This is a genomic window from Xanthomonas sacchari (assembly GCF_024266585.1).
In the GTDB taxonomy this organism is placed as follows: Bacteria; Pseudomonadota; Gammaproteobacteria; order Xanthomonadales; family Xanthomonadaceae; genus Xanthomonas_A; species Xanthomonas_A sacchari_C.
Genome location: NZ_CP100647.1, coordinates 2,971,644 through 2,985,296, shown reverse-complemented (window position 1 = coordinate 2,985,296; position 13,653 = coordinate 2,971,644). Strand labels below are relative to the sequence as shown.

General features: G+C 69.7%; 13 protein-coding genes. 4 read left to right on the top strand and 9 right to left on the bottom strand.

Translation table 11 applies throughout. The features are described from left to right. Positions 1–59 precede the first annotated feature (59 nt). From NKJ47_RS12350 to NKJ47_RS12335, 4 genes are all read right to left on the bottom strand, one after another. Positions 60–509, bottom strand: coding sequence for a hypothetical protein (locus NKJ47_RS12350; RefSeq protein ID WP_254461414.1), 450 nt, complete (start codon positions 507–509; stop codon positions 60–62). Between the two features lie 38 nt (positions 510–547). Next, on the bottom strand, positions 548–1,948 hold the full coding sequence (locus NKJ47_RS12345; RefSeq protein ID WP_254458183.1) for a PhoH family protein: 1,401 nt from the start codon (positions 1,946–1,948) through the stop codon (positions 548–550). Between the two features lie 82 nt (positions 1,949–2,030). Beyond that, positions 2,031–2,510: a peroxiredoxin gene (locus NKJ47_RS12340; RefSeq protein ID WP_254458182.1), complete on the bottom strand. Its 480-nt coding sequence runs from the start codon at positions 2,508–2,510 to the stop codon at positions 2,031–2,033. Between the two features lie 61 nt (positions 2,511–2,571). After that, the gene (locus NKJ47_RS12335; RefSeq protein ID WP_087943489.1) at positions 2,572–3,147 is read right to left on the bottom strand and encodes a glycine cleavage system protein R; all 576 of its coding nucleotides are present in this window, start codon (positions 3,145–3,147) and stop codon (positions 2,572–2,574) included. A gap of 166 nt (positions 3,148–3,313) precedes the next feature. Here NKJ47_RS12335 and dapA point away from each other — a divergent pair, with 166 nt between their 5' ends. Both dapA and NKJ47_RS12325 read left to right on the top strand, forming a co-directional pair. Next, a complete protein-coding gene (gene dapA, locus NKJ47_RS12330) occupies positions 3,314–4,222 on the top strand; it encodes a 4-hydroxy-tetrahydrodipicolinate synthase (RefSeq protein ID WP_254458181.1) in 909 nt (302 codons plus the stop codon). 17 nt (positions 4,223–4,239) lie between these two features. Next, positions 4,240–4,764: a hypothetical protein gene (locus tag NKJ47_RS12325; RefSeq protein WP_254458180.1), complete on the top strand. Its 525-nt coding sequence runs from the start codon at positions 4,240–4,242 to the stop codon at positions 4,762–4,764. A gap of 412 nt (positions 4,765–5,176) precedes the next feature. Here NKJ47_RS12325 and fdxA read toward each other — a convergent pair whose 3' ends face one another. The 5 genes from fdxA to NKJ47_RS12300 all read right to left on the bottom strand — a co-directional run bounded on the left by fdxA (position 5,177) and on the right by NKJ47_RS12300 (position 9,168). Further along, positions 5,177–5,500 (bottom strand): ferredoxin FdxA, encoded by a 324-nt coding sequence (gene fdxA / locus NKJ47_RS12320; RefSeq protein WP_017909525.1) that lies wholly within the window; start codon positions 5,498–5,500, stop codon positions 5,177–5,179. A 75-nt stretch (positions 5,501–5,575) separates the two neighbouring features. Next, a complete protein-coding gene (locus tag NKJ47_RS12315; protein ID WP_254458179.1) occupies positions 5,576–6,475 on the bottom strand; it encodes a 2-dehydro-3-deoxygalactonokinase in 900 nt (299 codons plus the stop codon). Next, positions 6,472–7,395 (bottom strand): SMP-30/gluconolactonase/LRE family protein, encoded by a 924-nt coding sequence (locus tag NKJ47_RS12310; protein WP_254458178.1) that lies wholly within the window; start codon positions 7,393–7,395, stop codon positions 6,472–6,474. The genes NKJ47_RS12315 and NKJ47_RS12310 overlap by 4 nt, the downstream gene beginning before the upstream one ends. Before the next feature lie 4 nt (positions 7,396–7,399). Next, positions 7,400–8,551, bottom strand: coding sequence for a galactonate dehydratase (dgoD, locus tag NKJ47_RS12305; RefSeq protein ID WP_254458177.1), 1,152 nt, complete (start codon positions 8,549–8,551; stop codon positions 7,400–7,402). Beyond that, positions 8,548–9,168 carry a 2-dehydro-3-deoxy-6-phosphogalactonate aldolase gene (locus NKJ47_RS12300; protein ID WP_254458176.1) on the bottom strand — a complete coding sequence of 207 codons (621 nt, stop codon included), beginning with the start codon at positions 9,166–9,168 and terminating at the stop codon, positions 8,548–8,550. The genes dgoD and NKJ47_RS12300 overlap by 4 nt, the downstream gene beginning before the upstream one ends. A 283-nt stretch (positions 9,169–9,451) precedes the next feature. Between NKJ47_RS12300 and NKJ47_RS12295 the strand changes: the two genes are divergently transcribed. After that, entirely contained in the window at positions 9,452–10,414 is a 963-nt protein-coding gene (locus tag NKJ47_RS12295; protein WP_254458175.1) for a LysR substrate-binding domain-containing protein, read from the top strand. A gap of 299 nt (positions 10,415–10,713) precedes the next feature. Then, on the top strand, positions 10,714–13,650 hold the full coding sequence (locus NKJ47_RS12290; protein ID WP_254458174.1) for a TonB-dependent receptor: 2,937 nt from the start codon (positions 10,714–10,716) through the stop codon (positions 13,648–13,650). Positions 13,651–13,653 lie beyond the last annotated feature (3 nt).

Sequence of the window (13,653 nt, the reverse complement as noted above, 5' to 3'; positions counted from 1 at the left end):
GGCCGCCGCGGTGTGCGGCGGCATCGGCGTGCCGTCGTGGGCGCCTGCCTGCGGCCATCTCAGCGTGCGCCGTTGACCGCGATCTCGGAGAAGCGGGCGCTGGCCGGGTCGTAGACCGCGCCCCAGAAGCGGCTGCCGCCGCCGCAGGCGCGGACCGCGTCGACCGCGGGGTCGCGCGCGCTGCTGTCGTCCGGCGCGAAGGCGTTGACGTAGATCGCCTGCTTGCCGCGGTACAGGATGCCGACGTACTGGCGATCGGACGCGCTGGGGTCGGCGATCTGCGGCTGCAGTTGCGCCAGGTGCGCCTCCAGCGCGGCGATCTGTTCCGGGGTCGGGATCCAGTAGCCGCTGACGTCGCCGTCGTGGTGCGCCGGGCTGTCGCGCGCGCAGGTGTCGAGCACCTGCGCGGCGGTGCTGTTGCGGGTGACGATCCACGACTGCCCGGCCTTGACCGCGGTCGGCACGGTGGCCGGCCCGCGCGCGGTGGCGCAGGCGCCGAGCAACGCCATCGCCAGCGCCGCCCCGGCCAGGCGCGCGCCGGCCGCGGTCACAGGACCTCCGAGGCGTAGTCGGCCAGGCGCGAGCGCTCGCCGCGGCGCAGGGTGATGTGCGCGCTGTGCGGCCAGGCCTTGAAGCGGTCCACCGCGTAGGTCAGGCCGGAGGTGGTCTCGGTCAGGTACGGCGTGTCGATCTGTTCGACGTTGCCCAGGCACACGATCTTGGTGCCGGGGCCGGCACGGGTGATCAGCGTCTTCATCTGCTTCGGGGTCAGGTTCTGCGCTTCGTCCAGGATCAGGTAGCGCGACAGGAAAGTGCGCCCGCGCATGAAGTTCATCGAGCGGATCTTGATGCGGCTGGCGAGCAGGTCGTTGGTGGCCTGGCGGCCCCAGGTGCCGCCTTCCTGGGTGTGGGTGAGCACTTCCAGGTTGTCGGTGAGCGCGCCCATCCATGGCGTCATCTTCTCTTCCTCGGTGCCGGGCAGGAAGCCGATGTCCTCGCCGACGCTGACCGTGGCGCGGGTCATGATGATCTCGCGGTAGCGCTGCTGGTCCATGGTCTGCGCCAGGCCGGCGGCCAGCGCCAGCAGGGTCTTGCCGGTGCCGGCGGTGCCGAGCAGGGTGACGAAGTCGATTTCCGGGTCCATCAGCGCGTTGAGCGCGAAGTTCTGTTCGCGGTTGCGCGCGGCGATGCCCCACACCGCGTGCTGGCCGCTGCGGAAGTCGTCGACCAGCGCCAGGGTCGCCTTGCGCTCGGCGTTGACCTTGACCACGCGCAGTTCCACTTCGTCCTCGCCGGGCAGGTACAGGTACTGGTTCGGATACCAGTCCTCGTCCGCGGCCAGGGCGATCTCGTAGCAGGTACGGCCCTTGTCGCTCCAACTGCGCAGGTCCTGGTTGTGCTTCTGCCAGAAATCCTCCGGCAGTTCGATCGCGCCGGTGTACAGCAGGCTGAAATCGTCGAGCGCGCGGTCGTTCTCGTAGTCCTCGGCGACCAGCCCGCTGATCGCGGCCTTGATCCGCAGGTTGATGTCCTTGGACACCAGGATCACCGGAACCTCCGGGTGCTCCTCGCGCAGCGCCAGCACCGCGGCCAGGATCTTGTTGTCCGGGGCGACGCTGCCGAAGCTGCGCCCCGGCTCGACCGGACGCACCTGGAAGTACAGCCGGCCGATGCTGCCGGTGCTCTTGAGCTGGATGCCCTGCGGGTGGCTGAGCGGAATGCCGGATTCGATCTGCTCGGCGCCGGCGCCTTCGATCAGCTCGTTGAGGAAACGGCTGACCTGGCGTGCGTTGCGGCTGACTTCGGACATGCCCTTCTTGGCATTGTCCAGCTCCTCGATCACCTGCATCGGCAGGAACACGTCGTGCTCCTCGAACTTGAACAGCGCGGTCGGATCGTGCATCAGCACGTTGGTATCCAGCACGTAGATGCGCTTGCCTCGGGTCATCGTGGATTCCTGGAAGAGGAGCAGGGACGAACCATCGCTGCCTGCGGGGCAGGGCGATGCGGGGTGCGGGAAACGGCAGTGGTCACTGCTGAGCGGCGGCCTGCAGCGCGTCGAGCACGGCCTGGGCGTGGCCGGGGACCTTGACCTTGCGCCAGCTGCGGACCAGTTGCCCGGTCGGCGAGATCAGGAAGGTGCTGCGCTCGATGCCCAGCACCTGGCGGCCGTACATGTTCTTTTCCTTGATCACGTCGAAGGCGCGGCACAGCGCTTCGTCGGCGTCGCTGACCAGGGCGAAGCGGAAACCCTGCTTGGCGCAGAAGTTGTCGTGCGACTTCACCGAGTCGCGCGACACGCCGAGCACGGTCGCGCCGGCCTGCTCGAACTGCGGCAGCAGCGCATTGAATTCGATGCCTTCGGTGGTGCAGCCGGGCGTGCTGTCCTTCGGGTAGAAATACAGCACCAGCCAGCGGCCGGCGTAATCGCCGAGCGTGGCGCTGGCGCCGCCGGACAGCGCCAGCGGCAAGGCCAGCGTGCTGCGCTCCAGGGTGTCGCCGTCCTTCATCGGGTGTCCTCCGCGTGCATCGCCATCATCTGCGTTCGATTGCGTCGGTGTCCAGCGCGGCTCAGAACTTCATGGGGTCCATGATCGCGTCCAGGTTGAGGTGGTCGCAGAACTCGAGGAAGTCGTCGCGCAATGCGGCGATGTGCATGTTCGCCGGCACGCCGATCGTCACCTGCGCCGAGAACATCTCCGCGCCGGTCTGCATGGCGCGGTAGCGCGTGCTCTGCAGGTTCTCGATGGTGATGCCCTGGCGGTCGAAGAAGTCGGCCAACTGGAACAGGATGCCCGGTTTGTCGGCGGCGATAACTTCGACGATATACGGCAGCAGGTTGGACTGCGCCTGCTTGGCGCCGGTGCGGTACCACACCAGCTTCATGCCTTCCTCGCGGTCGAGGCGGGTCAGCATGGCTTCCAGCTTGGCCACCGAATCCCACGAGCCGGTCGCCAGCGCGGTCACCGACACGTCGCGGCCGACGGTGGCCAGGCGCGCATCGACCAGATTGCAGCCGCTGTCGGCGATGCGACGCGTCACCGGCAACAGCGGCGACTCCGGATGCGTCGTGTAGGCGTTGATCAGGAGGTGGTTTTCGGTCGGCGCGGGCCGGGGCGTGGTGTCGGTCAAAGGGGCTTCCGGCATTGCGTAAGGCTGAACGGCATCCGGGCGGTTGCCCGGCATGGTGTGCAGCATACTTGCCCGCGCTTTCGGGCCGCAAGTAACATGCGGGGCGACCCTGCCTCGCGTGCGGGGTCGAACCGTCCGCGCGCCCTGCGTGGCCCTCATCTCCCAGCGAGCACCCGGCATCTTGTCCCTCTCCGGCATCATCACCGCCTTGGCCACGCCCTTCCAGGGCAATGGCGACCTCGACCTCGACGCCTGGCAGCGGCTGCTCAAACGCCAGCTCGACGGCGGCGTGCAGGGGCTGGTGGTAGCCGGCTCGACCGGCGAGGCGGTCACGCTGCTGGACGCCGAATACGACCGCATCCTGCGCGAGGCGGTGCAGGCGATCGGCGGGCGCGTGCCGGTGCTGGCCGGCACCGGCCTGTCCGGCACCGCCAAGACCGTGGCGCTGACCCGCCGCGCCGCCGCCAACGGCGCACAGTACGCGCTGGTGGTGACCCCGCCGTACGTGCGCCCGACCCAGGCCGGCTTGATCGCGCATTACACGCAGGTGGCCGAGCAGGGCGGCCTGCCGGTGGTGCTGTACAACGTGCCCGGCCGCACCGGCTGCGACCTGCTGCCGGAGACCGTGGCGCAGCTGGCGCAGCACCCGAACATCGTCGGCATCAAGGACGCCAGCAGCGACCCGCAGCGCATCGCCGCGCTGGCGGCCCTGCGCAGCGACCGCTTCGCCGTGCTCAGCGGCGACGACGGCAGCGCCGCGCAGGCGATGCTGGCCGGCTTCGACGGGCTGATCTCGGTGGCCTCCAATGCCTTGCCGCGCGCCTACCGGCGCCTGTGCGACCTGGCGCGCGCGCGCCAGGCCGAGCCGGCGCAGGCCTGGGACGCGCGGTTGCAGCCGTTCCATGCGTTCTGCGGCATCGAATCCAACCCGATCCCGGTCAAGGCGCTGCTGCAGCGTGCCGGGATCGGCCAGGGCCTGCGGCTGCCGCTGCTGCCGCTGTCCGCGGCGCACCACGCCACGGCCGACCGACTTGCCGCCGACGCTGTCGCGTTGGAAGACCTATCCAGCCGCGAAACGCTCGCGGCCTGACCCCAGGAGATTGATTGATGCGTGCTTCCGTTCCCTACGTCCGCGTGCTGTCGGCCGCCGTGCTGGCGACCACCATGGTCGCGGCCACCAGCGGTTGCAGCTGGTTCCACAAGGGCAAGCCGCGCGGCGACTACGCGCTGGCGCCCGAGATGCGCCCGCTGGAAGTGCCGCCGGATCTGACCACGCCCGACACCTCGGCGGCGATGAAGGTGCCGGCGCTGGCCTCCACGCAGCGTCCCGCGGCTCCGGCCGGCCAGGCGCCGGCGGCGTCGAACAGCGGCTTCGTGGTGCCGGGTGCGCGCGACCAGGTGTTCGGCCAGGTCGGCGACGCGCTGGGGGCCATTCCCGGCGTGACCATCGCCAGCCGCGCGCAGCTGCTGGGCTCCTACGACGTGGCTTACGAGGGCAGCAACTTCCTGGTGCGCGTGGTCGCGGTGGATGCCGGCGTGTACGTCTCGGCGGTGGACCCGCGCGGCCTGCCGGCCAACGGCGAGGCGCCGGTCAAGCTGATCGCGGCGCTGAAGGCCAAGCTGGGCCACTGATCCGGTTGCGGTCCGGCGCGTGCGCCGGACGCGATGCGGTTCCGAATGCGAAACGGGCGCCTTGGGCGCCCGTTTCGTTTGGCCAAGATGCGGCTTCGGCCGCCAACGTTTCGCTTGGGCATCTCGGTCGCGGCTGAAGCCGCTCCTGCGACCGCGTCATGGCGGTGGATGCCGGTGTACGTCGTGGCGGTTGATTTGCGCGGCCTGCTAGCGGTGAAGCGTCGGTGGCGTTGGCGGCCAAGGCCGAATCCCATAGTGGTTTATGGATCGGAGCCCGGCTTTCCGCGCTCAAAACGCGAAACGGGCGCCCTGGGGGCGCCCGTTTCGTCTTTTGTAGGAGCGGCTCCAGCCGCGACCGCGTGTCCCCGGCACATCCGTCGCGGCCGAAGCCGCGCCTGCGGCCGTCGCGCGGTTACTTCTGCAGCAGCGGCAGCTTGTTCGGCTTGCCGTCCCACTCGGCGGCGTCGGGCAGCGGTTCCTGGCGCGTGGTCAGCACCGGCCAGGCCTTGGCCAGTTCCGCATTGAGCGCGACGAAGCCTTCCTGGCCGGCCGGCACGTCGTCTTCGGGATAGATGGCGTTGGCCGGGCATTCCGGTTCGCACAGGGTGCAGTCGATGCACTCGTCCGGATCGATCACCAGGAAGTTCGGGCCGGCGTGGAAGCAATCCACGGGGCATACTTCCACGCAGTCGGTGTATTTGCACTTGATGCAGTTTTCGGTGACGACGAAAGGCATGGCTCGATCCGGCGATTAACCCGGAGATTCTAATGCAAAGCGGCGGCCGCGCGGGCCTTGGCCGGCGCGCGCGGCTCAGCCGGCGAGGCCGCTGTGCTGCTGCGCCAGCCGGTACAGGCCGCGCGCGGCCAGGTCCTCCGGGTGGGTGCGTACGCTGCTGCCAAGCGCGGCCAGCGCATGCGCGTAGCGCGCCAGCAGGCCGCTGCCGCCAACCAGGTGCACCACCGGCGGCAAGGCGGCGTGCGCGCGCAGTTCGTGGCCGATCAGCAGGCCGGACAGGTAGGACGGTGCCGCGGCGGCGCTCAGGCGTTCGAACAGGCCCAGGCTGCGCACGCCGAACAGATGGTGCAGCAGTCCGCCGGGGTCGCCGCTGCGTTGTACGCCGGCATCGAACGCGGCCGCATCGAAGGCGCCGTCGTCGGCGTCCATCAGCCGCGCCAGCAGGCTGTGCGTGCGCAGCAGCGCGTACAGTTCGCCGGTCATCATCGTCGCCAGCGAGGCGATGCGCCCGTCCTGCAGCGTCACCCACTTGCTGTGGGTGCCGGGCAGGCAGACGTGGTGGACGTCGGCGCCCGGCGATTGCGCTGCCAGCTCTGCGAGCAGGCCGATCAGTTGGGTCTCCTCGCCGCGCATCACGTCCGGCACGGCATCGGCGGCGCTGGCCACGCCGGGCACGAACCACAGCGTGCGGCCGGGCAGGGCCGGATCCTGCAGCGGCTGCATCGCCGCGGCCAACGCGGCGGCGTCGGCCGGGCAGGGCGCGTACGGCAGTTCGATCCAGCCGTTGCGGCTGCCGATCATCCCGCACAGGACGACGTCGCCGTCCCAGCCGTCGATCAGCGCGGCCAGGGTCGCGGCGAAACGGCCCTGGCAGGCGGCGATGCCCTGGTCGCTGCGACGTTGTTCGAGGATGCCGCCATCGGCGTCGAGCCGATAGCCGCGCAGGCTGCTGGTGCCCCAATCGACGACGATCATGCGCTGGCGATGCGTCCTTCGGGTAGGCCGGCGATGCCGACCGCGGCCACGTACACGCCGCCGGCCTGCGGCGTGCGTGCCAATTCGTCCTCGCTGTGATCCTGCCGCGAGGTGCTCAGGTACAGGGTGCCGCCGTCGGCGCCGCCGAGCGTGGGGCAGGTGGGGTGCTTGACCGGCAGAGCGACGCGGCGCTCGACGCTGCCGTCGGGGCGGTAGCGCACCACCTGCCAGGCGCGCCATTGCGCATTCCACAGGTGGCCTTCGGCGTCGACGATGGCGCCGTCCGGCTCGGCGCCGGCATGGTCCAGTTCGGCGAACACGCGGCTGTTGGCGGTGTGCGCGGTATCCGGGTCGTAGTCGCAGCACAGGATGCGCGGCTGCACCGAATCGCAGTAGTACAGGGTGCGGCCATCGGCGCTGAAGCAGATCGCGTTGGGGATGGCCACGCCCGGCAGCGGCAGGCGGCGCAGGCCGTGGCGCGCCGACCACTGGTAGAAGCTGCCGACCGGCGCCTGGTCGGCGCGCTCGCTCATGGTGCCGAACACGAAGTTGCCGTGGCGGTCGGCGCGGCCGTCGTTGCTGCGGGTGTCGTCGCGTTCCGGCTCCACGTCCGCCAGATGCTGCAGCGGCAGCGTGCTGTCGGTTTCGGCGGCGGCGTCCGGATCGGCGGCGTACACGCCCTTGGCCAGCGCCAGCAGCAGGCGGCCGTCGTCGAACAGGCCCAGGCAGCCGGGGCGGTCGGGCAGGTCCCAGTGGCGGGTGCTGTCGCCGGCCGGATCGTGGCGCCACAGGCGGCGGCCGCTGATGTCGACCCAGAACAGCACGCCGCGGCGTTCGCACCACAGCATGCCCTCGCCATGCGCGCAGCGGCTGTCCACCGCCAGGGTGGCGGTGTGGCGGGCGGAGGAAGCGGCGGTCATCGGCTCACCACTCGGCGATGCTGCCGTCGGCGTGACGCCAGATGGGGTTGTGCCAGTCGGGTGGGTTGGCGTTGGCATGGCGCAGGCGCTCCTCGTCGATTTCCACGCCGAGGCCCGGTTTGGGCAATGCGGCGATGCTGCCGCCATTGTCGCAGGCGAAGTCGTCCTTGTTGAGCACGTAGTCGAGCAGGTCGGCGCCTTCGTTGTAGTGGATGCCGATGCTCTGTTCCTGCAGCACCGCGTTGTGCGAGACGAAGTCCACCTGCAGGCAGGCGGCCAGCGCCACCGGGCCGAGCGGGCAGTGCGGCGCCAGGCCGACCTCGTAGGCCTCGGCCATGCTGGCGATCTTCAGGCATTCGGTGATGCCGCCGGCGTGCGAGAGATCCGGCTGCAGCAGCGACAGGCCGCCGGCCTGCAGCACCGGCTTGAAGTCGAAGCGCGAGAACATGCGTTCGCCGGCGGCCAGCGGGATCGGCGTGGACGCGGCCAGCCGCGGGTAGTACTCGGCCTGCTCGGGCAGCACCGGCTCCTCGACGAACAGCGGCTTGAACGGCTCCAGTTCGCGCAGCAGCACGCGCGCCATCGGCGCGGCGACGCGGCCATGGAAGTCGATGCCGAAGTCGATGGCGGTGCCGAACGCCTCGCGGATCTGCGCCACCTTGGCCGCCGCCGCATCGACCGCGCGCGGGCCGTCGATCAGCTTCATTTCCTCGGTGCCGTTGAACTTGAAGGTGTCGAAACCGAGGTCGCGGTAGCCCTGGATCTGCGCGATGGTCGCCGCCGGGCGATCGCCGCCGACCCAGCGGTAGGTCTTCATGCGGTCGCGCACGCGCCCGCCGAGCAGTTCGTACACCGGCACGCCCAGCGCCTTGCCCTTGATGTCCCACAGCGCCTGGTCGATACCGGCGATGGCGCTCATCAGGATCGGGCCACCGCGGTAGAAGCCGCCGCGGTAGAGCATCTGCCAGATGTCGTTGATCCGCGCCGGATCCTTGCCGATCAGGCTGTCGCCGAGTTCGCGCACCGCGGCCTCGACGCTGCGCGCGCGGCCTTCGATGACCGGCTCGCCCCAGCCGGTGATGCCTTCGTCGGTCTCGATCTTCAGGAACAGCCAGCGCGGCGCGGCGTGGTAGGTGGTGAGACGGACGATCTTCATGCGCGGTCCAGATAGGCGTGGCGGAAGGCGGCGGCGTGCGCCTGGGTCTGTGCGAGCGACTGGCCGGGGCGGTACAGCTCGCCGCCGATGCCGGCGCCGATCGCGCCGGCGCCCAGGTAGTCGTGCAGGGTCTCGGTGTTGACCCCGCCGACCACGAACAGCGGCACCTGCGCCGGCAGCACCGCACGCAGGGCGCGCACGTGGCCCGGGCCGTAGGTCGCCGCGGGGAACAGCTTGAGCATCTGCGCGCCGGCATCCAGCGCGTCGAACGCCTCGGTGGCGGTGGCGAAGCCGGCCACCACCTGCAGGCCGCGCGCCACCGCGTGGCGGATCACCGGCGGGCGCGTGTTGGGAGTGACGATGAAGCGCGCGCCGAGGTCGGCCAGGGCGTCGACGTCGCCAATCTGCAGCACGGTGCCGCCGCCGATCCAGCAGCGCTGCCCGAACGCCTGCGCGGCCGGGCCGATGCTGTCGGCCCAGCGCGGCGAGTTGAGCGGGATCTCGATCGCGTCGTAGCCGGCATCGGCCAGCGCCCCGACGTGCGCCAGCGCGTCCTCGGGGGTGAGACCGCGCAGGATCGCGATCAGCGGGAGTCGAAACGGGGCGTCGGCGGACATCGGAGAGTACCTGGGGAAGCGGCAGTGACGGAGGCGCCCGGCCAGCGCGGCGCAGCGGCGGGACCGGACGGGGGCGGCCGCGGTCCGCGCCCGTGCGTCGGCGCGCTGGCGCCAACCCGGCGGCCTTCGCTGCCGACGGGCGGTGCCCGACGGCGGCGACGCCAGCGGGGGGCGCGATGGGCGGTTAGCCTGCGCGCGTGAGCTATGCTCTGCAAATGAAATTTTAGGCATATTCTATTCCGCCGCCGAATAGGCGGCTTCGCCCACAGGATGCCTGCTCACGATGAATGCTTCCGCCAACCCCTGGTTCAACGCCGCGCGCCTGAAGACCCGGCACCTGTTGCTGCTGCTGCAGTTGCACGAGCACCGCTCGGTGCTGCGCGCGGCCGAGGCGGCCAGCATGACCCAGCCGGCGGCGTCCAAGCTGCTGGCGGAAATGGAGGACCTGCTGGGGGTGAAGCTGTTCGAGCGCCACGCGCGCGGGGTCGAGCCGACCTGGTACGGGCAGGTGCTGATCCGCCGCGCACGCGCGGCGATGTCGGAAATCGGCCGCGCCCAGGAGGAGATCGCCGCGCTGTGCGAAGGGCGCATGGGCCAGGTCTCGATCGGCACCGTGGTCAATCCGGGCACCAACCTGGTGCCGCAGGCGATCGCCGAGGTCAAGCGCGAGTTTCCCGGCATCCTGGTGCGGGTGGAGATGGACTACAGCCGGCCGCTGGTGGGCAAGCTGCTCGACGGCCAGCTCGACATCGTGATCGGGCGCATCCTCGGTCCCTACGGCGCCGAGGCACTGGAGTTCGAGCCGCTGGCCGACGAGCCGCACTCGGTGATCGCCCGCGCCGGTCATCCGCTGTCCACCCGCGCCGATCTGCGCCATGCCGACCTGGCCCGCTACGGCTGGGTGCTGCCGCCGGCCGACAGTGTGCTGCGCGCGCGCCTGCACGCGATGTTCCTGGAGCACGCGGTGCCGGCGCCGCAGAACGTCATCGAGACCTCGTCGCTGCCGGTGATGACCAGCCTGCTGCGCGGCAGCGACCTGCTGGCCGCGCTGCCGGCCGAGGCGGTGGCGCCGTACGTGCAGGCCAAGCTGCTGACGGTGCTGCCGATCGCGCTGGGCGTGCGCATGGAATCGTTCGGCATCGTGCGCCGCCGCGACTATCTGTTGCCGCCGGGGGCCGAACGCGTGTTGCTGGCCTTGCGCAACGCGGCCAAGCGGCTGTACCCCGAGCGCGCGGGGAGTCTCTGAGCGAGGTTGCCGCAGACGCTGCAGACGCACGCGCTCATGCCGAATCCGCTGCCGCCACCATGCTGTGGTGCGCATCCCGCTAGTCTGGAATCGCATAGCTCGGCGTGAAACTTTCATTTGCTTCACGCAAACCGCATTTCTAGTCTCGGCCGATCGCGATAGCGACCGGCCTGCCGATCTGCGCAGCGGCGCCATCCGATACGGCAGCGGCTGAGACCGAGGTCGTCACAACTCGCAGGACGGCGCCGTTGGCGACCGTCGCCCGTGTCCGTGTGCATGTTCCTGGGAGGGAAAACAGCATGGCATCGCAGCACCCCCGTGGTCCGGCCTGGCCGACCGCAGCGTCACGCCGTCCCCGCGTTTTGCCGCGTTCCCTCATCGCGTTGAGCATCGGCCTGCTGCTCGGCGCGCAGGCGTCGGCACAGGAGGCGGCGCCCGCGGCCGCATCGCCTGCCGCCCGGCAGAAAGACGACCCCGTGACCCAGCTCGACGCGGTCCAGGTCCAGGGCGTGCGCGGCAGCCTGATCAAGTCGCAGTCGATCAAGCACGATGCCGAGCAGATCGTCGATTCGGTCAGCGCCGAGGACATCGGCGCGCTGCCGGACCGCAGCGTCACCGAGACCCTGCAGCGGGTCAGCGGCGTGACCATCGACCACTTCATGGCGCGCAACGATCCGGACCACTTCTCGGCCGAAGGCAGCGGGGTGATGATCCGCGGCATGACCCAGGTGCGCGGCGAACTCAACGGCCGCGACAGCTTCAGCGCCGCCAGCGGGCGCGGGCTCAGTTTCGAGGACGTGCCGGCCGAACTGATGGCCGGCGTGGACGTGTACAAGAACCCGTCGGCCGAGATCATCGAAGGCGGCCTTGGCGGCACGGTCAACCTGCGCACGCGCATGCCGTTCGACCAGCCCGGCCGGGTGATCGGTCTCACCGCCGACGCCAACTACGGCGATCTGAGCAAGACCTACAAGCCCTCGGGCTCGTTCCTGTTCAGCGATCGCTGGAACACCGGGCTGGGCGAGATGGGGCTCATGCTCGATGTCGCGAACTCCGAGCTGGCCACGCGCAGCGACGGCATCCAGGTCGAGCCGTTCGTGCGCCGCACCGATCCTGCGCTGCTGGCCGGCACCACGTTCGACAAGGTCTACGTACCGGGCGGGGTGAACTGGCGGCAGATGGACTTCGAGCGCAAGCGCAAGGGCGTGGCGGCGGCGTTCCAGTGGCGCCCCAGCGATGCCACCGACCTCTATGTGCAGTACCTGCGTTCGTCCTACGACATGAACTGGCGCGACCGCGCCGCGTTCTTCAACGACGACACCAACGCCATCGTGCCGGCGCCGGGCACCACCTTCACCTACGACCGCGAAGGCCGCTTCGTCAGCGGCTCGCCGGTGTCCACCTCCTGGCGCGGCAACGTCACCGGCAACGACGGCGTGCGCTTCTACACCGACAACCGCTACGCCCAGCAGAGCGCCACCACGTCCGAGCTGTCCGGAGGCTTCACCCATCGCCTGACCGACCGGCTGACCGTGCGCGGCGACATGCAGTTGGTGCGCTCGCAGAGCGACGTGCTGGATTTCACCCTGTTCAGTTCGATCTACCTGCCGGGCCTGAACGTGGATCTCGGCGGCCGCTACCCGGCCGTGACCCTGGCCGACCCCGGCTACACCACCGACCCCGCCAACTACTTCTGGAGCGCGGCGATGGACCACCTGGCGAAGAACCGCGGCCGCGAACTGGCCACGCGCTTCGACCTGGAGTACAGCTACGACGACAACCCGTGGCTGCGCACCTTCCGCGCCGGCATCCGCGCCACCGACCGCACCCAGACCAACAAGAACTCCGGCTACAACTGGGGCGTGATCAGCGACAACTGGGCCACCATCCCCGGGACCAGCACTGGCCTGGCCGACCTGGCCAGCTTCATGACCGCTTCGTCGTCGCTGTACAGCTACTCGAACCTGTTCCGCGGCAAGGTGAACGTGCCGACGCAACTGGTCTTCCCGCGCAACAGCGCGGTCAAGGACTACGCCGGCACCTCGGCGCTGATCGAGCAGATCGTCGCGCTGCGCGGTTATGGCTGGGCACCGGACCAGTACCAGTTGCAGGACACCAACCGCCAGTTCGAGCGCACCCAGGCCGCGTACATGGTGATGTACTTCGGCAACAACGAGGCGCTGGGCGTGCCGGTGGACGGCAACATCGGCGTGCGCGTGGTGCAGACCAGGACCGAGGCGGCCGGCTACGGCCAGTATCCCGATCTGTCCGCCACCTCGGCCCCGGACGCGCTCAAGGCCCAGTACAACGGGCAGTACTTCCCGAACAACGCGCGTGGCCGCTACACCGACGTGCTGCCGAGCCTCAATGTGCGCTTCAAGTTCTCCGATGCGCTGCAACTGCGCCTGGCCGCCTCCAAGGCGATGGCGCGGCCCGACTACACCCAGTTGCAGCCCTACCTGCTGCTGGCCACGACCCTCAACGACGACGGCACGCCGAAGGAATGGACCGGCACCGCCGGCAACCCCAACCTCAAGCCGATGAAGGCCGACCAGTACGATGCCGCGCTGGAGTGGTACTTCGACAGCAGCGACATGATGTACCTGACGCTGTTCTACAAGAGCGTCAAGGACTACTTCTCCAACCAGACCGTCACCGAGAACTACGGCGGCCAGGATTTCCTGGTCACGCGCCCGTACAACATGGACAAGGGCCGCATCCGCGGCTTCGAGTACGGCTACACCCAGTTCTTCGATTCGCTGCCGGGCTGGATGAGCGGCTTCGGCGTCAATGCCAACTTCACCTTCGTCGACAGCAGCGGCGGCGTGAACACGGCCACCGATCCGTACACCAAGACCACCGTGACCGGCGTGGCGTTGCCGCTGGAAGGCCTGTCGCGGCGCAGCTACAACCTCGCCGGCATCTACGAGAAGGGGCCGTTGTCGGTGCGCCTGGCCTACAACTGGCGCTCGCGCTACCTGCTCACCGCCAGCGACGTGGCGACCAAGCTGCCGACCTGGTCGGACGACTACGGCCAGCTCGACGGCTCGGTGTTCTACCGGTTCACGCCGCACCTGCAGTTGGGCATCCAGGCCAACAACCTCACCAATTCGGTGACCAAGGTGCTGATGGGGCCGACCTCCTACAGCGACGGCGAGGTCGACCGGCGCCTGTACACGCGCAGCTGGTTCGTCAACGACCGCCGCTACTCGCTGGTGTTGCGCGCCAACTGGTAGGCG